The sequence below is a fragment of the Shewanella bicestrii genome (assembly GCF_002216875.1).
Taxonomy (GTDB): domain Bacteria; phylum Pseudomonadota; class Gammaproteobacteria; order Enterobacterales; family Shewanellaceae; genus Shewanella; species Shewanella seohaensis.
The window spans coordinates 1,558,271-1,577,217 of record NZ_CP022358.1; the positions used below are offsets into that span (position 1 = coordinate 1,558,271).

The following is an 18,947-nucleotide window of genomic DNA, read 5'->3' on the forward strand; positions in this document are numbered from 1 at the left end:
GCTGCACCTTGAGCCGAACCTCAAGCACTTGATTTGAGATTGTTGTTCGGCCAGTGCATTCATCATGGAAGAGGTGTTTGATGTCTATGAGCCGTAGCCTCATTATAGGAATAAAAGACCTGCCCGAGGATTTACCTTTGTCTTGGGCACGGCTAGATAGTCAGTTTCGGGTGCAGTGCATGAGCCGGGCGTTTTATCAGCGTTGCCAGCGCTCGGCGGCACAGATCATCAATCAGCCGATTTGCCAGTTATTCACTGAATTTAATGCCGAACTTTGTCGTGATATTCTTCAACGTACCGATAACTACATCGGGCTGGTGCTGCGGGATAATCAGGGCATGCGGGTGCATTTTGCCCTGCACGCTATTCCTGAGCAGGGCTGGCAACTCATCCTCTCTGAAATCAATTTCGAAGAATGGCCACTCAAAGGGCTGCATGCCGATTATCGCCAAGCGATTCAAGCGAGCGATGCTTGGTTGCAACATATTGATGATGTGATCCAATCTCCACAGGAACAAGTGTTTAAGGTCGCCGTCGCAAAGGCGATTGCGTTGATGAACAGCCGCTACGGCTTCATTTTGCTGCATAACGATAAATCTAAGTCACTTACCCTCGCGGCCCGTTCGGACTACCCCGAGCCTAAGGTCAACCAGGCCGAATTTGTCGAAGAAAATACTCAAGCCTCAGAGCTGGAAAGTCAGCTATGGCAGGAGTGTGTTAAAGATTACAAACCCATTATTGAGAATACGTTAGCGGATAATCGGCCGGATAATTTGTTGTTTGACCGCTTACTGCTGGGGGAGCGCTATCTTGCTGTGCCTATGGTGTTCCATCACCGTTTAGCCGGGATAGTGTGTGTCGTGGGGCGAGACGAGCCCTATAGCCGCAATGATGCCCGTTCGCTCCTGACCTTCGCGAGTATTTTATGGCATTCGATTGAGCTTCCTCGCAGTCTGCGGGCGGTGTCGCGCCAATCAAAAATCATCAAGGCGCAAAAAGAGCAGTTATCCCAATCCTTGACCCAGCTTATCAGCGCGATTTCGGAGGCGCTTGAATTAAAGGATGCCTATACCGCAGGGCACCAAAAATCGGTTGCCCAGTTAAGCTATTTGATTGGTGAAAAACTCGGGCTTGAACCGCAGCGATTAGAAGGGCTTAAAATCGGTGCGCTGGTACACGATATTGGTAAGCTTGCGATCCCGTCGCAGATTTTGACTAAACCCTCTAAATTATCCAAAGAAGAGTACGCATTAATTCAAACCCATCCGTTGCATGGAGCCGAAATTGTTGCCGATGTGGAATTCCCTTGGCCGATTAAGCAGATGATTTTGCAGCACCACGAGCGGCTCGATGGTTCGGGTTATCCCTTAGGCTTGAAGGATAAAGCGATCCTTTATGAGGCCAAGATCATTGCCGTGGCCGATGTGGCCGACTCTATCTTGTCCCATCGCCCTTATCGCCCCTCTATGGGGTTGGCTAAAATGACTGAGGTATTAAAAGCGGGTCGAGGCAGCTTGTTTGACGCGAAAATTGTCGATACTTGCTTAGAGATTTTAATCAATCGCGAACTGAGTATTAGTGATCATGTCGGCGCTGCGGTATTGGATCCTGTGGTGTCGGTGACACTCGACCATGAGCTTGCCGATATCAAACGTTTATTAACTGCGGCCCATGCCAAGGTGGCGGTGGTACTCGATGAGAGCCATAAAATCATCGGTGTGATCACTCAGCGCCTAGTGGATTATTGGCTTAGCCCCTTGATTGGCACAGCGGCGGAGCGGGAACACGACAGGGCATTCCTGCGAAAAAAAGCCCATCAAATTATGGAGCACTCAGTGCCTTTGATTAGCGATGTCGCCACCTCTGAAGATGCATTGCAGCTGCTTAACCAAATGGATACTGAGTTTTTGGTCGTGGTGAATAAAGCTCAGCATGCGATAGGTGTGATTGGTTGGCGAACCATCGCCATGGCAAACAAGGATCGCCAAGAGGCGGAGCGGTTGATTTAACATCTTAGGTTTGATTTACCAGCGTTGGTTGGATGAACTGAACCCAAGGTGTCTGCCGCATGTGCTCCAAATCGTCATTAATCGTTCATCCCTTAAATCGATAGCAATAAAAAGGCGTCAAATTGACGCCTAATCTTACCGTGACGTTCAAATTAAAAATTAACGGCATACACCTCATCCATTGAATTTTGGGCGATATCTTTGATGGTGACAGTACCTTGTACATAACGGCCAATACGTTTGGCGGTTTTGTCGGCGCCCTGGCTGAGGGCGAACTGATGGAAGCTTTCACCGTTACAGACTAAACGAGGGAATATCCGAGCTTGGTTGATGCGGTATTCCTGCATAGTGTTGCTAAATGAGATCAGATTATTACTGGCTCCAGCCTTACAAACCGCCACTAAAGTATTTTCTAACTGTGGATCCATGGCGGCAAAAGCGCTTGAGCCTATTCCTATAGTGCAGAGTAGGGCGGCACCGCCCAATTTTACCAATGTTGCTTTCATCTTTAGCTCCTTGACGGGTGAGTAGACCCTTTGAGTAAAGTCTGTTTTTACCGGCCTTGCAGAGGGATTTGGCCGCTGAAGTGTATCTAAATGTGGGGTTGGGAACAGAGTGTGTCTCGGTGTAACTTGATGTGTCTTTGAGGCCTTTGGAGTGTGTTTTTACCATAAAAAATGCCAAGCATTAGCGTGGCATTTTGGCATGGTGTACAGCGTAAATATGGCTTAATCGACGATACGTAACAGTTCGTTGATACCCACTTTACCGCGGGTTTTCGCATCCACTTTCTTAACGATAATCGCAGCGTATAGGCTGTATTTACCGCAAGCCGATGGCAGGTTACCCGATACTACGACAGAGCCAGCTGGTACGCGGCCGTAGTGGATTTCGCCCGTTTCACGGTCATAAATACGGGTACTTTGGCCGATATAAACGCCCATGGAAATCACAGAGCCTTCTTCAACGACAACGCCTTCGACAATCTCAGAGCGTGCGCCGATAAAGCAGTTGTCTTCAATAATGGTCGGACCCGCTTGCAGCGGCTCGAGTACGCCACCGATGCCCACACCGCCAGATAAGTGCACGTTCTTACCGATTTGCGCACATGAGCCAACGGTTGCCCAAGTGTCAACCATAGTGCCTTCGTCAACGTAGGCGCCAAGGTTGACGTAAGAGGGCATTAATACAGTGTTTTTACCGATAAAAGAACCTTTACGTACGGTTGCCGATGGCACCACACGGATGGCCTCGGCTTTAAAGCGGGCTTCGTCATACTCGGCGAACTTTAACGGTACTTTATCGAAATATTTGGTTTCGGCACCATCGATAACCGCGTTATCGAAAATACGGAATGACAGTAATACCGCCTTCTTCAACCATTGATGTACATGCCATTGGCCATCGATTTTCTCGGCGACGCGCAGTTCACCTTTATCGAGCATATTGATGACATTTTGCACATCGTTACGCACGCTTGCGTCAACAGTGCTTGGTGTGATGTCGGCACGCGCTTCAAATGCGGCCTCAATACGTTGGCGTAAAGCCTCCATTTACTTCTCCCGTTTTGGTTAATTGGTTGACTCTGTGTTGATGGCGCTCAGCGCGCTAATCAAGGCTTCCTTGAGCGTATTCTCTTGGGTTTCATTGAGTTGCAAGCCATCATTGGTTTGCAAAATAAAAAAGTCTTCGGCTCGCTCGCCAATGGTGGTGATCTTGGCGGCCAGCAAGATCGTGTTGCAGCGATAAAAAATATCGCCCACTTTAGCTAATAATCCCGGCGTATCCAAGGCGATGAGTTCCATCATACTTGTACCATGACGGTTACTCTCAAGGAAACTCACCTGAGTGGGAACATTAAAAGGTTTCATCTTGCGTGACAGTTTTCTAAAGCGCGGTAGCTTAGGGTTATCGCTTGCAAGCGCTTTTTCAAGGGCCTTACGGATACTCTGAATACGTGAGAGCTGGCTCACGGGGGCGCCGTCTTGCTCGAGGATAACGAAGGTGTCGAGGGCGTAATTATCCTTCGATGTCATAATGTTAGCGTCGTGGACGTTGATGTTTTTATTATCGAGTACCGCCATCACAGTCGCGAATAGCTTAGGTCTATCCTGACAGTAGACAAAGAGTTCAGTGCCGCCGCGCGTCGTGTGCTTAGACACTAGCACTAGCGGCTCGTCCAACTGTTTATGCTTAAGGATGGCTTCGGCATGCCAAGCAACCTGATTCGGCTGGTGTCGCAAAAAGTAGTCGGCCTTAAAGCGTTGCCAGAGAGTATCTAAGTCTTTTTCTTTTATGCCGCGCCGCAGTAATTCTTTTTTGGCCTTGGCTTGGTATTCACGCACTCGGGCCCGAATATCGACGGGTTTTTCTTTGCCGCGCGCGAGCACCCTTTGGGTGGAAAAATATAAGTCGCGTAGCAGTGAGCCTTTCCAGTTGTTCCAGGTCTTCTCGTTGGTGGCGCAGATATCGGCGACGGTTAAGCAATATAAATAACTTAAATGCACCGCATCGCGCACCTTGCTGGCAAAGTCGGCCACCACATCGGGATCGGAAATATCGCGGCGCTGAGCAGTTACCGACATCACTAAGTGATTTTCGACCAGCCAAGCGACTAAGCGGCCATCGTGGTCGTTCAAGCCATGGAGCTTACAGAAGGCGAGGGCATCGCTTGAGCCAAGCTTGCTGTGATCGCCGCCGCGGCCCTTGGCGATATCATGGAAAATTGCGCCGAGAACCAACAAACCTTTTTTCGGTAACTGATTGATCAGCACTGAGCCTAAAGGAAACTCTTCCTTCTGCTCCGGCTGTGAGAAGCGCTCGATATTGAGCAGCAATCTGTGGGTATGTTCATCCACCGTGTAGGCATGGAACAGGTCAAACTGCATTTGGCCTTCGATATTGCGCCATGCGGGCAAATAGGCCGACAGCACCCCGTGTTTGTGCATCAGCGATAAGGCCGCGATGCCACGAGGATGTTTTAAAATTTCCATAAAGGCTTGGCGGCACTGCGGATTTTCCTGCAAGGGTTGCAGCTGTGCCCGGCGTGCGCGTCTTAGGGATCTTAGTGTCGGCGCATAAATGCCTTTGATATTGGAGTTTTTAGCGACATGAACAAAGAGGCGTACAATTTCTTCGCCGCTATCGAATAAATCGTCCCTTAGGGCCTCGATAAAGGCACCGCGGCGTTGATAGTTATTGTCAATCGCTTGGATTTCTAAGGCCTTGGTTTGGCCCAGTGTCGCCCGCTTAAACAGTTGCAGCAGCATTTCGTTCAGCTCCATCACGCGGCGTACCGTGCGATAGTAGCGTTTCATCATCTGCTCAACGGCAAGTTGAGTGGCGTCTTCATAACCCATCAGCTCGGCTACTTGGCGCTGAACATCGAACAGCAGGCGATTTTCATCGCGCCCGACCGCCATATGCAGGGCAAAGCGCAGCTTCCACAGAAAATGCTGACACTCGAGTAGCTCTTCTAACTCGGCGGGTTCTAAAAATTCGTATTGAACCAGTTCTTCTAGGCGTGAGGCGCCAAAGTGGCGCATGGCAACCCAGGCGATGGTTTGAATGTCCCGTAGGCCGCCGGGGCAACTTTTGATGTTGGGCTCAAGGTCGAAGGCGCTTGCCTTGGCATGGCGGGCCGTTTGTTCATCACGTTTGGCGATAAAGAACTGGCTCGACGTCCAAAAGTCGCTCTGGCGGATGGCGTCATAGAGTTGATCAAACAGGGATTCTGGGCCTGAGAGTAGCCGAGCCTCGAGCAGGTTTGTGGCGATGGTAATGTCTTCTCGACCCAGATTTAGAGTATCGCTGAGAGTGCGAACACTGTGGCCAATTTCAAGGCTGGCGTCCCATAAAAAGGCGATAAATTCGCTTAGTGCGGTTTCAGCCGCCTGCGATAACTCGCCTTCGAACAGGAATAATAAATCGACATCCGAGTGCGGATGTAACTCGCCGCGACCATAGCCGCCAACGGCAATCAGGGCGATAGGATATTGGTCCAGACCGTGCTGTTGCCAGGCCTGCTTGACGAGGGAATCGACGAACTGACAGCGCTGCGTCACTAGCTCTTCAATCGGGTTTTTGGCCTTGAATCTTGCTAAAAGCGTTTGATTCTGTTCGATTAATGATTGTTTAGCTAGCAGAGCTGTATTCATCGAGTCCCTTGTTTGGATGAGTTAGGTGTTCAGTAATCCTCTGAGTCCTAACGTACTAAGTATGTCGCTTAGTGATTAATGATACGCGGGAAGTCTTCCTCATCACGTAGAGTCAGGACTTCTACACCGGTTTCGGTCACTAATAATGTATGTTCCCATTGGGCAGAGTTTTTACCATCGGAGGTGGTGACAGTCCACTTATCGTCACGGTCTAACACTGTGGTGTGGCGACCGGCGTTGATCATTGGCTCAATGGTAAAACACATGCCAGGGCGTAAAATGGTGTTATCGCCATTACGGTAGTGCATGACTTGCGGCTCTTCATGGAAACCGGCACCAATACCGTGACCACAATAATCTTGCACGATGGAATATTTCTCAAGACCTGTTTTGCTGGCTTTGATGAATTTTTCGATAGTATTGCCGATTTCTCCCAGTTTTAACCCCGGGCGAACCTTACGAATGGCCAGGTATAAACTCTCTTGCGCGATACGGCACAGGCGTTTGTCCTTAGGGCTGACTTCACCGATTAAGAACATTTTAGAGGTATCACCGTGGTAACCGTCTTTGATGACTGTGATATCGATATTGAGAATATCGCCATCCTTGAGAACGCGGTCACTCGGAATACCATGGCAAATAACGTTGTTTAACGAAGTACAAATCGACTTAGGAAAACCATGGTAGTTGAGCGGGGCAGAAATCGCGCCTTGCTCTTCGGTATATTTGGCGCAGATATCGTTTAGTTCATTAGTGCTCACGCCAGCCTTAACATAAGGTGCGATCATTTCTAATACTTGTGCGGCCAGCTTACCCGCTGCGCGCATTTTCTCGATTTCTTCTGCTGTCTTAATGACTATACTCATTGCGTTTTCTCTTGTGTCTTCGATGTCTATTGGCGGCATCTACCCAATGCAAAAATTTGTGCTTTAGGGCTATTTATGGTATAAAGCGCGCCGTTATGTTTAAGTCTTGCAGGATGTATAAGGTCAGCGTTTGCTTATCTTAACCCAAGGCAAGACTAAAGATGGCGGCCATTATACATGGCAATTTATCTAAATACTAAATCACACACGTGTCGACACATTCTTCGGGGTGCCCTCAGCTGTTAACTGCGGGGTCGAAGACATGGGATACGTGGAGGTCTAACCCCCTAAATTTTAAGGTAATAGAAATGACTACAGTTTCAATGCGCGATATGCTCCAGGCCGGTGTCCACTTCGGTCACCAAACCCGTTACTGGAACCCAAAAATGAAGCCATTCATTTTCGGTGCTCGCAACGGCGTTCACATCATCAACCTAGAGCATACTGTGCCAATGTTCAATGAAGCACTGGCTTTCATCAGCAACGTTGCTTCAAAGAAAGGTAAAGTATTATTCGTTGGTACTAAACGTGCTGCTGGCGAAGCGATCAAAGAAGCTGCTATTTCTTGCGATCAGTACTACGTTGATCACCGCTGGTTAGGCGGTATGCTGACTAACTGGAAAACCGTTCGTCAGTCAATCAAGCGTCTGAAAGAACTGGAAAGCCAATCAGTAGATGGTACTTTCGACAAGCTGACCAAGAAAGAAGCGCTGATGCGTACTCGTGAGCTTGAAAAGCTGGAAAAATCTTTAGGCGGTATTAAGAACATGGGCGGCCTGCCAGACGTATTATTCGTTATCGGCGCTGACCACGAGCATATCGCTATTAAAGAAGCTAACAACCTGGGTATCCCTGTTGTTGCAGTTGTTGATACTAACTCTGCTCCAGACGGTGTTAACTACATCGTTCCTGGTAACGACGACGCAATGCGCGCTATTCGCCTGTACACTACTTCTGTTGCTGCAGCTGCTAACGCTGGCCGTGGTCAAGATTTAGCTGTTCAAGCTGAGCAAGACGGTTTCGTAGAAGCCGAATAATAATAAGGCGGGATGAGTTTCATCACCCTTATTAACCAAGATTTTGATTGGTTAACAGGGGCCATTCGGCCCCTGTTTTATATCTGCAAATTAGTCGAATTTTTAGAGAGGATTTAACAATGGCAATTTCTGCTGCCCAAGTTAAAGAACTGCGCGAGCGTACTGGCGCAGGCATGATGGATTGTAAAAAAGCGTTAGAAGAAACCAACGGCGACATGGAGTTAGCAATTGACAACATGCGTAAGTCTGGTGCTGCTAAAGCTGCTAAGAAAGCAGGTAACATTGCTGCTGACGGTACTATCCTGATCAAAAACGGTGAAGGTTTCGCAGTTCTGTTAGAAGTAAACTGCCAAACTGACTTCGTTGCTAAAGATGCTAACTTCTTAGGTTTTGCTAACGCTGTTTTAGACGTTGCTGCAGCGTCTAAAGTGTCTTTAGAAGACTTAAAAGCCCAATTCGAAGAAGCCCGTGTTGCTCTGGTTGCTAAAATCGGTGAAAACATCAATGTTCGTCGCGTTGAGTACATCGACGGCACTCAATTAGCTTCTTACCGTCACGGTGAGCGTATTGGTGTTGTTGTAACTGGTGAAGCGGATGAGGAAACTCTGAAGCACTTAGCAATGCACGTTGCTGCTTCTAAGCCAGAATACGTTAACCCAGAAGACGTTCCAGCAGACGTAGTTGCTCGTGAACAAGCTCTGCAAATCGAAATCTCTATGAATGAAGGCAAGCCTGCTGAAATCGCAGAGAAAATGGTTGTTGGTCGTATGAAGAAGTTCACCGGTGAGATCTCTCTGACTGGTCAAGCTTACATCATGGAACCAAAGAAAACTGTTGGCGAATTCTTGAAAGAGAAAGGCGCTAAAGTCACTAACTTCATTCGTTTAGAAGTGGGTGAAGGTATTGAGAAGAAAGAAGAAGATTTCGCAGCTGAAGTTGCTGCTCAAATCGCTGCTTCTAAAAAGGCTTAATCGCCAACGCTAAATACCCCCAAGACCGCAGCAATGGCTGCGGTCTTGTTATGACCAGGACAAAAAAATATGAGCACCAATCCAAAACCTGCATTTAGACGCATTCTTCTAAAATTAAGTGGCGAGGCACTGATGGGCGACGAAGGCTTCGGCATCGACCCTAAAGTGTTAGATCGCATGGCTCAAGAAGTGAAAGAGCTGGTAGAGTTAGGCATTCAGGTGGGTGTGGTCATTGGTGGTGGTAATCTATTTCGCGGTGAAGGCCTAGCAAAAGCTGGCATGAACCGTGTGGTGGGCGATCACATGGGTATGCTGGCAACGGTTATGAACGGCTTGGCCATGCGTGATGCCCTGCACCGTGCCTATGTTAATGCTCGTCTGATGTCGGCAATCCCGTTAAAAGGGGTATGCGACGACTACAATTGGGCTGAAGCTATCAGCTTATTAAAATCAGGCCGTGTAGTGATTTTTGCTGCGGGTACTGGTAACCCATTCTGCACTACCGATTCTGCTGCTTGCTTACGCGGCATTGAAATCGAAGCAGAAGTCGTGCTAAAAGGCACTAAAGTTGACGGCGTTTATTCTGACGACCCGATGAAAAATCCAGAAGCAGTGAAGTACGATGAATTATCGTACACTGAAGTACTGGACAAAGAATTAAAAGTAATGGACTTAGCAGCCTTTACGATGGCGCGTGATCATGACATGCCAATCCTAGTATTCAACATGAACAAACCAGGTGCTCTGCGCCGCGTGGTCATGGGTGAAGAAGAAGGCACATTGATCAGAGCGAAATAAGTTATTTAATGACCAAGAAGGACATTTAACGTGATTGCAGATATTAAAAAAGATGCTCAAGAGCGCATGGGTAAATGCGTAGAAGCGACTAAGAACCAAATGGCGAAAGTACGTACAGGTCGTGCACACCCAAGCTTACTGGACTCTATCCAAGTGTCTTACTACGGCACTATGACCCCGCTGAACCAAGTGGCGAACGTGGGGATTGAAGATGCGCGTACCCTGTCTGTGACTGTATTCGACCGTAGTGCAATCCAAGCGGTTGAGAAAGCGATTATGAGCTCAGATCTTGGCTTAAACCCAATGTCAGCGGGCGCAACCTTACGTATTCCATTACCCGCACTGACTGAAGAACGTCGTAAAGACTTCATCAAAGTGGTTCGTGCAGAAGCTGAAGGCGGCCGTGTGGCGATTCGTAACGTACGTCGTGACGCGATTTCTGAAGTGAAGAAACTCGAAAAAGCCAAAGAATGTACTGAAGATGATGTTCGCCGCTTTGAAGACGAAGTGCAAAAGTTCACCGATGCTCACATTAAGAAGGTCGATGAGATTTTAGCGGCCAAAGAAATTGAGTTGATGGAAGTCTAATCTCAGGCGCTATAAGCTAGAGTTGCTACGCCGTGTAGGGGTATACTACACGGCGTTTGTCTATTTTAAAGGGTTGTAATAGATGTCATCCACAGTGGAATTTGATCCGCAATCTAGGTCAACTGAGCAGGATGCTTGTGCTCAGACAAGCTTACCGGAGGTATTACCCGAACTCGTTAAACAGTCATTACCTAAACATGTTGCGATTATTATGGATGGTAATGGGCGTTGGGCCCAAACCCAGGGCAAACCACGAGTGATGGGGCATAAAGCCGGCGTAAAGGCGGTGAGACGTGCGGTGAGTGCGGCCAGTCAGTTAGGGATACAATCGCTGACGCTATTTGCGTTTTCCAGCGAGAATTGGCGTAGACCCGATAAAGAAGTCAGCTTGCTGATGGAATTGTTTTTTACCGTGTTACAACGGGAAATTAAGTTACTCGATAAAAACCAAGTCCGATTGAATATCATCGGCGATATCAGCCGTTTTTCTGCGCGTTTACAAAAACAAATTCGTGCCGCAGAAGAAAAAACTGCAGGCAATAGTGGATTGATATTGAATGTAGCGGCCAATTACGGTGGCCGTTGGGACATACTGCAAGCAGCGCAAAAGTTAGCTGAAAAGGTGGAAAATGGCGAAATGACCAGCAGTCAGTTCACCGAAGAAGCCCTGAGTGAACATTTGTGCATGCAAAATCAGAGTGAAGTTGATTTAATGATCCGTACGGGTGGGGATTACCGGATCAGCAATTTTGTGCTCTGGCAGGCTGCCTATGCTGAATTGGTGTTTATGGACACCCTTTGGCCTGATTTCGATGAACAGGCTTTTCATGAAGCGATTGCTACTTTTGCCAGTCGCCAGCGCCGTTTTGGTTTGACCGGAAGTCAAATTGATGAGATGCGCGCATTGTAAAACGTCATGAGGGATTTTTTTTGCTAAAACAACGTATAATAACAGCAATTTGGTTAATTCCATTAGTTTTGGGAGCGATCTTTTTACTCCCCGTAGAGTACTTTGCTTGGGCCTTAGTGGCCGTGTTTCTGATCGCCGCTAAGGAGTGGGGCAGGATCATCGATAGTCAATGTGATGTGACTCAATGGAGTTTTACTTGCACCGTCGGTATTTTACTAATCGCGTTGAATTTAATTGTTCCCGCCGACACAATTTGGCTTAGGGGACAAATTCATCCTATCTATCTTGCCGTGATTGCTATCGGTGCATTCTGGTGGATAGTGTCACTGTTGTTGGTGGTGACTTACCCTAAAAGCGCCAAACTCTGGCAAAAGAACCCGATGCTAAAGTCCATGTTTGGACAACTCACCTTAGTGCCGTGTTTTGTGGCGCTGATTGCACTCAAATCCATTAGTTCGCAAATATCGCCTTACTATGGCGCATCATTAGTATTACTGGTGATGCTGATTGTTTGGGCGGCGGATTCGGGCGCGTATTTTGTCGGTAAAGCGGTCGGCAAGACCAAGCTGATGCCTGCGGTGAGCCCTGCTAAAACTCTAGAGGGTTTATTGGGCGGCCTGATGACAACACTGATTGTTGTCGCTGGCGTGATGTATATTTCGCCTGAGCAGGAATTAGGGTTAGTGGTTGCGGTGACCATTTTCGTGGCACTGATTTCGGCGCTTGGCGATTTATCCGAGAGTATGTTTAAGCGTGCCGCCTGCATCAAAGACTCTGGTACGATTCTGCCTGGGCATGGTGGCGTGCTCGATCGCATCGACAGCCTCACTGCGGCCTTGCCGGTGTTTACCTTAATCTACATTGCATTTTGGATGTAACGCTATGCAAAATATGGTGATTTTGGGCGCAACTGGGTCGATTGGTGCCAGCACTTTAAGTGTGATTTCGGCTAATCGCGATGCCTATCGTGTTTACGCTTTAGTGGCGAATGCGAGTGTCGATAAGATGCTCGCCCTGTGTGTAACCCATCGCCCCCAAGTCGCCCATATGGTCGATAGTCAGGCCGCATTAGCGCTACAAGCCAAGCTTCCCCCTGAGCTTAATATCCAAGTCAGTAGCGGTGAGGATGAACTCATCGCCTTAGTCACAGCCGCTGAAGTGGATACTGTGATGGCCGCTATCGTCGGCGCTGCGGGGCTAGTGCCAACCTTAGCTGCCGTCAAGGCGGGTAAGCGAGTATTGCTTGCCAATAAAGAAGCCTTGGTGATGTCAGGTGAACTCTTTATTGAGGCCACTAAAGCCTCTGGCGCGACTCTATTGCCAGTTGATAGTGAGCACAATGCGATTTTCCAATGTTTACCCGAAGAAGTACAGGCCAATTTAGGCCGCTGTGATTTAGCCGCATCGGGAATTTCCCATATTTTACTGACCGGCTCTGGCGGCCCCTTCTTGACCGCTGAGCTTGCAAGCCTTGCATCGATGACGCCAGCGCAGGCCTGTAAACATCCAAACTGGTCGATGGGGCCGAAAATTTCAGTCGACTCCGCCACTATGATGAATAAGGGCTTGGAGTTTATTGAAGCGCGCTGGTTGTTTAATACCCAGAAAGACCAATTAAAGGTGGTTATCCATCCGCAGAGCGTTATCCATTCGATGGTGCAATACCGCGATGGCAGCGTCATCGCGCAAATGGGTAACCCGGATATGCGTACACCGATTGCACATTGTATGTCCTATCCACAAAGAATTAGCTCTGGCGTTGAACCTTTGGATTTTTTCAAAGTCGGACAGTTAAGCTTTTGTGAGCCGGACTTTAATCGCTTTCCTTGTTTGGCGTTAGCGATCGCCGCTTGTGCCCAAGGCCAAGAAGCAACTACGGTACTCAATGCCGCCAATGAAATCGCCGTTGAGGCATTTTTACAGGGACAGATTGGTTTTACCCATATCGCTAAGGTGAATGAAGCCTGTTTATCATCAGTGCCTAAACGGACGATGACCAGCATCGATGATATTATCGCCCTCGATGCGCAAACGCGGATATATGCCCGCGAACAGTTAGCGAAATTGGCTTAATCCTCATTGATGAGGAATAAGCGAATTTGACGATGACATAAGGAGTGGAATGTTAGATTTTTTGTGGAACTTAGGTTCGTTTATCGTTGCGCTTGGGCTGCTGATCACCGCCCACGAATACGGCCATTTCTATGTTGCACGCCGCTGTGGCGTGAAGGTTGAACGTTTCTCGATTGGTTTTGGTAAGGCGATTTGGCGCAAAGTGGGTCAAGATGGCACTGAGTACGTCATCGCCATGATCCCGTTAGGCGGCTATGTCAAAATGCTCGATGAACGAGTAGAAGACGTACCCGATGAGTTAAAGGACAAAGCCTTTAACCGTAAAAGTGTATGGCAACGGATTGCGATTGTAGCCGCAGGTCCGATTGCAAACTTTATCTTTGCGATTATCGCACTGTATTTAATGTATTTAATTGGCGTGCCATCGCTCAAGCCTGTGATTACCTCAACCACACCTGGCACTGCGGCAGCGCAAATCCAAGTGAATGAGCCGATGCAAGTGACGGCAATTTCAGGCCAGCCTGTACGCAATTGGGAAGAAGTGAATTTAGCACTAGTGGGCCATATCGGCGATGACAGCTTAACCGTTTCCCTCGCGCCGCTAAATGGCTTGCAAGGTTTAGATACCACGGCTCGCACTTATACCCTTGATACCCGCGAATGGCGTTTCGACCCAGAAAAAGAGTCGCCGATTACGGCGTTGGGTTTGGGTGTGTATCGCCCTGCGATTGAGCCACAAATAGCGCTTATCAGCGAAGGTAGTGCGGCGGCTAAGAGTGACCTGAAAGTCGGCGATACTTTGGTTGCCATCAATGGGCAAAATTACACGGATTGGCAAGCTTTTGTTGACATTATTCAACATTCTGCCAATGTGCCTGTTGAGTTAACTGTGCGCCGTAATGGCGAGCAGTTTGCCATCTCTGTGACACCTGCGAGTGTTAAAAATAGCGATGGCAAAGATATAGGCGTGCTTGGGGTGAGCCCTGCTCAGGCGCAATGGCCCGAGAATATGCGCCTACAACTCGAATATGGCCCAATCGATTCTTTCGCTATCGCAGTGGATAAAACATGGCAACTTGTTGCTGTGAGCTTTAAGATGATTGGCAAATTATTTACTGGCGATGTGTCAGTGAAAAACTTAAGTGGACCTATCTCAATCGCACAGGGTGCGGGCAATAGTGCAAACTATGGCTTGGTTTACTTTCTCGGTTTCCTCGCGCTTATCAGTGTCAATTTAGGCATCATTAACCTGCTGCCATTGCCTGTGCTCGATGGGGGACACCTGCTGTATTACTTCGTTGAGGTAATCACTGGTAAACCTGTGTCTGAAAAGGTACAGGAAATAGGATTCAGATTTGGGGCAGCATTGCTGCTGATGTTGATGAGCATCGCGCTCTTCAATGACTTTGCCCGACTCTGAGCAAGGACAGACTAATAATTAGAAGTGCTCTATGAGATTGAATAAACTTTTTGCCTCGATGTTATTCGTCGGTGCGTCGTTTTCAGGGACTGTGTTGGCGGATACTTTCCAACCCTTTGAAGTGACCGACATCCAAGTTGAAGGTTTGCAGCGAGTCGCACTGGGTGCTGCCTTGTTAAGCTTACCAGTGAAAGTGGGTGACACTGTTGACCAGTTAAAAATTCAACAAGCCATTAAAAGCCTGTATGCATCGACTAACTTTGAGAACATCTCAGTCAGTCATGATGGCGGTGTGTTGATTGTCAAAGTCACTGAGCGACCAACGATCAGCGCCGTGACCTTTGAAGGCAACAAAGACATTAAAGATGAGCAGTTACAGGAAAGTCTGGACGGCTCAGGCGTGAAAGTCGGTGAGTCCTTAGACCGTACTATGCTGACGGGCATCGAGAAGGGATTACAAGACTTCTACTACGGTGTGGGTAAATACGGCGCGAAAGTCGAAGCGCAGGTGATTAACTTGCCCCGTAACCGTGTCGAACTAAAATTCAAGTTCACCGAAGGTTTAGCGGCTGAAATTCGCCAAATTAACGTGGTTGGCAACAAAGAGTTCACCGATGCTGAGCTTATCGGCATGTTAGAACTCAAAGACTACGTGGCTTGGTGGGATCTGTTCGGTGAGCGTCGCTATCAGAAGCAAAAGCTGCAAGCCGACCTTGAAACCATTAAAACCTATTACCACAACAAGGGTTATATCCGCTTTGAAGTCACCTCGACTCAAGTGGCGATGACGCCTGACCGTAAAGGTTTGTATATCACCATCAACGTCAACGAAGGTGAGAAGTACAAGGTTAAAGACGTTAACCTCACCGGCGACTTAATGGGCCGTGAAGAGTTAATGAAATCTATTCTGCCAATTAAGGCGGGCGATATGTACAACGGCGGTGATGTGACCTTCACCGAAGAGATGTACAGCAAATACTTAGGCCGTTTCGGTTACGCTTACCCTGAAGTGAAAACCTACCCTGAAATTGATGATAAAACTAAGGAAGTGACCTTAAACATCAATATCAAACCGGGTAAACGTGTGTATGTGCGTTCGGTTAACTTCACTGGTAACACAGTCACTAAAGATGAAGTAATGCGCCGCGAACTGCGTCAGATGGAAGGGGCTTGGTTAAACTCGGCTCAGGTTGAGCAATCTAAAGCCCGTCTAAACCGTTTAGGCTTCTTCGAGACCGTTGATACCGAAACCATTCAAGTGCCAGGTACCGACGATTTAGTCGATGTGGCCGTGAAGGTCAAAGAGCAGCCATCGGGCTCATTTAACGCCGGTGTGGGTTATGGTACTGAATCGGGCTTAAGTTTGCAGTTTGGTGTGCAGCAAAATAACTTCCTCGGTACGGGTAACCAAGCGGGCGTGAGTTTGAGCACCAACAAGTATTCTAAGAACGTTAACTTATCTTACACCGATCCTTATTGGACCAAAGATGGTGTGAGCTTAGGTGGCAGCGTTTACTGGAACGAGTTCGATGCGAATGAGGCTAACCTTGAGCGTTATAAAAACAGCTCCTACGGCGTGGCATTAAACTCAGGCTTCCCAATTAACGAATACAACCGTATCAACGGTGGTATTGGCTATCGTCATAACACGATTTCAGAAATCTCCGCCTACGAGCAGGCGCTGCGTTTCTACAATATCTACCGTGACGATGATCCAAATGCTGATTTAAGCTTCGATAACTTTGAGCTGAGCTTAGGCTGGTACCGCAGTACTTTAAACCGTGGCACCTTCCCAACGGATGGTTCGTCACAGCGTTTAAGCGGTAAGATGACAGTACCAGGCTCGGATCTGCAGTACTTTAAGACCGACTTCGATACTAACTATTATTTCCCTATCAACCGCAGCCACAGTTTTGTGTTATTAGCGCGTGGTCGTTTAGGTTATGGCAACGGTTACGGTCAATTTAATGATAATGACCAGATCCTGCCATTCTGGGAAAACTATTACTCGGGCGGAAGTACCTCACTGCGAGGCTTTAAGTCTAACTCGGTCGGTCCACGTTCATTCTACCTCTTCCGTGGTAGTGAGCCTTGTGCGCCGGATCCATCGGGTGACGGTTGTAGCTTACCGGGTGATCCAAACAGTATTCAGGTCAGCTCAGGCCGTTCAATCGGTGGTAACGCGATTGCTACCGCCAGTATGGAGTTGATTGTACCAACGCCATTCTTGGATGAAGCCTACACTAACTCTGTTCGTACCAGCTTCTTCGTCGATGCGGGTAACGTATGGGATACTGAGTTCGATTTCGCTAAGTATCAAACGCTACCAGCGGAAGAATTTGATAAGTTACAGGACTACAGTGATCCTGGCCGTATCAGAGCGTCTTGGGGGTTAAGCTTACAGTGGCTATCTCCTATGGGCCCAATGGTATTCAGCTTGGCATGGCCGATTAAAGAATACGAAGGCGATCAAACAGAGATCTTCTCGTTCAATATTGGCAAAACTTTTTAAAAGGCATACACTCGGCAGGTTTTGCTGAATATAACAAAGGTAACAAGGAGTCTATTTTGAACAAGATGGTAAACCGTGCCCTGGTGACGTTGGCTTTATTAGGTGCACCTTTAGCGGCGCAGGCAGAAAATATTGCTGTTGTTGATATGGGCGCTGTGTTTGAACAGTTACCTCAACGTGAGCAAATCTCCCAATCTCTGAAATCAGAGTTTGGTGATCGCATGGCTGAAGTTCAGAAAATGCAAGAAGAAATGCGCTCTCTGATGGAGAAGCAGCAACGTGACGGCGCGTTAATGAATGACACGCAAAAAACTGAGCTGGTTCGTAAAATGGAAGCGTTAAAATCTGAATATCAGCTAAAAGGTAAAGCTTTGGATGAAGACTTACGTCGTCGCCAAGGTGAAGAGCAAAACAAACTGTTAGTTAAGGTTCAAAAAGCCATTAACACTATCGCTGAAAAAGAAAAATACGATTTAGTTTTACAGCGTGGTGCCGTCATTTATGTTAAGCCAAATGCTGACATCAGTGGCAAAGTGGTTGAAGCCTTAAGCAAAGGCAAGTAATTAATGAAAAGTGTGACTTTAAAAGAGCTAAGCCTGTTATTAGACGGCGTTGTCCAAGGCGATGAAACGTTAGTGATCAACAGCGTTGCAACACTTGAACATGCCCAATCGGGTCAAATCTCTTTTTTAGCCAACAGCAAATACCGTGCTCAGCTTGAGTCAACTCAAGCGAGTGCGGTGTTATTGTCGGCTAAAGACGCGCAGGACTATTCAGGCACTGCGTTAGTCGTTAAAGACCCTTATGTGGGGTTTGCCCGTGTGGCTCAGTTTTTAGATACCACGCCCAAGGCGGCCGTAGGTATCCATCCATCGGCACAAATCGACTCTTCTGCCCAATTAGGCGAAGGCGTAGCAATTGGTGCCAATGTGGTGATTGGCGCGAATGTGATCCTCGGCGAAAACGTGCAGATTGGTGCGGGCTCTGTGATTGGTCAAGACTCCATCATCGGCTCTAACACTCGTCTGTGGGCCAATGTGACCCTCTATCATAATGTCCATTTAGGCCAAGATTGTATTATCCATTCTGGCGCAATTATTGGTTCAGACGGTTTCGGTTACGCCAACGAGCGTGGACAATGGATTAAAATTCCCCAAACCGGTGGTGTACGCATTGGCGATCGCGTCGAAATCGGTGCGAATTCAACTATCGACCGTGGCGCCTTAGGTCATACCGAGATCCACAACGGTGTTATCATCGACAACCAAGTACAGGTTGCCCACAACGATATTATTGGTGAAAATACCGCGATCGCCGGCAGCACGACCATTGCTGGCAGTGTGACCATTGGTAAACATTGTATTATCGGTGGTAACTGCGCGATTGCAGGCCACTTGACCATTGCCGACGGTGTCCATCTTTCTGGCGCGACAAACATTACAGGTAACATGCGTGAGCCTGGTTTGTATTCTTCTGCGACAGTGGCAATGGAAAACAAAGTGTGGCGTAAAAATACAGTTCGCTTCCGTCAATTGGATGAACTGTTCCAACGTGTGAAAACGTTGGAAAAGAATTCAAATACACCAGAGTAATTGCCCCAAGGCAA

The 18,947-nt window shown here is 47.9% G+C and carries 16 protein-coding genes; 12 read left to right on the top strand and 4 right to left on the bottom strand.

Annotation, left to right across the window (positions count from 1 at the left end; genetic code table 11):
- Positions 1–80: 80 nt before the first annotated feature.
- A complete protein-coding gene (locus CF168_RS06800) occupies positions 81–2,009 on the top strand; it encodes an HD domain-containing phosphohydrolase (protein WP_089067410.1) in 1,929 nt (642 codons plus the stop codon).
- Positions 2,010–2,161: 152 nt separating this feature from the next.
- Here the strand turns inward: CF168_RS06800 and CF168_RS06805 are convergent, their stop codons facing one another.
- The 4 genes from CF168_RS06805 to map form a co-directional block, all read right to left on the bottom strand.
- Complete coding sequence (locus CF168_RS06805) at positions 2,162–2,515, bottom strand: DUF3718 domain-containing protein (RefSeq protein WP_089067411.1); 354 nt, start codon at positions 2,513–2,515, stop codon at positions 2,162–2,164.
- A 222-nt stretch (positions 2,516–2,737) separates the two neighbouring features.
- Positions 2,738–3,562: a 2,3,4,5-tetrahydropyridine-2,6-dicarboxylate N-succinyltransferase gene (gene dapD, locus CF168_RS06810; protein WP_011623395.1), complete on the bottom strand. Its 825-nt coding sequence runs from the start codon at positions 3,560–3,562 to the stop codon at positions 2,738–2,740.
- Positions 3,563–3,580: 18 nt separating this feature from the next.
- A complete protein-coding gene (gene glnD, locus CF168_RS06815) occupies positions 3,581–6,166 on the bottom strand; it encodes a bifunctional uridylyltransferase/uridylyl-removing protein GlnD (RefSeq protein ID WP_089067412.1) in 2,586 nt (861 codons plus the stop codon).
- A 68-nt stretch (positions 6,167–6,234) separates the two neighbouring features.
- Complete coding sequence (gene map / locus CF168_RS06820; protein ID WP_041408815.1) at positions 6,235–7,032, bottom strand: type I methionyl aminopeptidase; 798 nt, start codon at positions 7,030–7,032, stop codon at positions 6,235–6,237.
- A 308-nt stretch (positions 7,033–7,340) separates the two neighbouring features.
- Between map and rpsB the strand changes: the two genes are divergently transcribed.
- The 11 genes from rpsB (at position 7,341) to lpxD (ending at position 18,933) form a co-directional block, all read left to right on the top strand.
- On the top strand, positions 7,341–8,069 hold the full coding sequence (rpsB, locus tag CF168_RS06825) for a 30S ribosomal protein S2 (protein WP_011071784.1): 729 nt from the start codon (positions 7,341–7,343) through the stop codon (positions 8,067–8,069).
- 119 nt (positions 8,070–8,188) lie between these two features.
- Complete coding sequence (gene tsf / locus CF168_RS06830) at positions 8,189–9,040, top strand: translation elongation factor Ts (RefSeq protein WP_011623392.1); 852 nt, start codon at positions 8,189–8,191, stop codon at positions 9,038–9,040.
- A 69-nt stretch (positions 9,041–9,109) separates the two neighbouring features.
- Positions 9,110–9,838, top strand: a complete 729-nt coding sequence (pyrH, locus tag CF168_RS06835; RefSeq protein WP_089067413.1) for a UMP kinase — start codon at positions 9,110–9,112, stop codon at positions 9,836–9,838.
- Between the two features lie 30 nt (positions 9,839–9,868).
- On the top strand, positions 9,869–10,426 hold the full coding sequence (gene frr / locus CF168_RS06840; RefSeq protein WP_011717689.1) for a ribosome recycling factor: 558 nt from the start codon (positions 9,869–9,871) through the stop codon (positions 10,424–10,426).
- A gap of 82 nt (positions 10,427–10,508) precedes the next feature.
- The gene (uppS, locus tag CF168_RS06845; RefSeq protein WP_011623389.1) at positions 10,509–11,336 is read left to right on the top strand and encodes a polyprenyl diphosphate synthase; all 828 of its coding nucleotides are present in this window, start codon (positions 10,509–10,511) and stop codon (positions 11,334–11,336) included.
- Positions 11,337–11,356: 20 nt separating this feature from the next.
- Positions 11,357–12,214 carry a phosphatidate cytidylyltransferase gene (locus CF168_RS06850; RefSeq protein ID WP_011623388.1) on the top strand — a complete coding sequence of 286 codons (858 nt, stop codon included), beginning with the start codon at positions 11,357–11,359 and terminating at the stop codon, positions 12,212–12,214.
- Between the two features lie 4 nt (positions 12,215–12,218).
- Positions 12,219–13,409 (top strand): 1-deoxy-D-xylulose-5-phosphate reductoisomerase, encoded by a 1,191-nt coding sequence (gene ispC / locus CF168_RS06855; RefSeq protein WP_089067414.1) that lies wholly within the window; start codon positions 12,219–12,221, stop codon positions 13,407–13,409.
- A gap of 49 nt (positions 13,410–13,458) precedes the next feature.
- The gene (gene rseP / locus CF168_RS06860) at positions 13,459–14,829 is read left to right on the top strand and encodes a sigma E protease regulator RseP (protein WP_089067415.1); all 1,371 of its coding nucleotides are present in this window, start codon (positions 13,459–13,461) and stop codon (positions 14,827–14,829) included.
- 31 nt (positions 14,830–14,860) lie between these two features.
- Complete coding sequence (gene bamA, locus CF168_RS06865) at positions 14,861–17,341, top strand: outer membrane protein assembly factor BamA (protein WP_086902375.1); 2,481 nt, start codon at positions 14,861–14,863, stop codon at positions 17,339–17,341.
- A gap of 65 nt (positions 17,342–17,406) precedes the next feature.
- Positions 17,407–17,904 (top strand): OmpH family outer membrane protein, encoded by a 498-nt coding sequence (locus CF168_RS06870; RefSeq protein WP_011623384.1) that lies wholly within the window; start codon positions 17,407–17,409, stop codon positions 17,902–17,904.
- Positions 17,905–17,907: 3 nt separating this feature from the next.
- Entirely contained in the window at positions 17,908–18,933 is a 1,026-nt protein-coding gene (gene lpxD, locus CF168_RS06875) for a UDP-3-O-(3-hydroxymyristoyl)glucosamine N-acyltransferase (protein ID WP_089067416.1), read from the top strand.
- Positions 18,934–18,947: the final 14 nt, after the last annotated feature.

Excerpts from the sequence above, each read along its gene's own strand:
- lpxD (WP_089067416.1), top strand. The coding sequence starts at position 17,908 with ATGAAAAGTGTGACTTTAAAAGAGCTAAGCCTGTTATTAGACGGCGTT.
- dapD (WP_011623395.1), bottom strand. The coding sequence starts at position 3,562 with ATGGAGGCTTTACGCCAACGTATTGAGGCCGCATTTGAAGCGCGTGCC.
- CF168_RS06870 (WP_011623384.1), top strand. The coding sequence starts at position 17,407 with ATGGTAAACCGTGCCCTGGTGACGTTGGCTTTATTAGGTGCACCTTTA.
- map (WP_041408815.1), bottom strand. The coding sequence starts at position 7,032 with ATGAGTATAGTCATTAAGACAGCAGAAGAAATCGAGAAAATGCGCGCA.
- CF168_RS06800 (WP_089067410.1), top strand. The coding sequence starts at position 81 with ATGTCTATGAGCCGTAGCCTCATTATAGGAATAAAAGACCTGCCCGAG.
- rpsB (WP_011071784.1), top strand. The coding sequence starts at position 7,341 with ATGACTACAGTTTCAATGCGCGATATGCTCCAGGCCGGTGTCCACTTC.
- ispC (WP_089067414.1), top strand. The coding sequence starts at position 12,219 with ATGCAAAATATGGTGATTTTGGGCGCAACTGGGTCGATTGGTGCCAGC.
- bamA (WP_086902375.1), top strand. The coding sequence starts at position 14,861 with ATGAGATTGAATAAACTTTTTGCCTCGATGTTATTCGTCGGTGCGTCG.
- tsf (WP_011623392.1), top strand. The coding sequence starts at position 8,189 with ATGGCAATTTCTGCTGCCCAAGTTAAAGAACTGCGCGAGCGTACTGGC.
- pyrH (WP_089067413.1), top strand. The coding sequence starts at position 9,110 with ATGAGCACCAATCCAAAACCTGCATTTAGACGCATTCTTCTAAAATTA.
- CF168_RS06805 (WP_089067411.1), bottom strand. The coding sequence starts at position 2,515 with ATGAAAGCAACATTGGTAAAATTGGGCGGTGCCGCCCTACTCTGCACT.
- rseP (WP_089067415.1), top strand. The coding sequence starts at position 13,459 with ATGTTAGATTTTTTGTGGAACTTAGGTTCGTTTATCGTTGCGCTTGGG.
- glnD (WP_089067412.1), bottom strand. The coding sequence starts at position 6,166 with ATGAATACAGCTCTGCTAGCTAAACAATCATTAATCGAACAGAATCAA.
- uppS (WP_011623389.1), top strand. The coding sequence starts at position 10,509 with ATGTCATCCACAGTGGAATTTGATCCGCAATCTAGGTCAACTGAGCAG.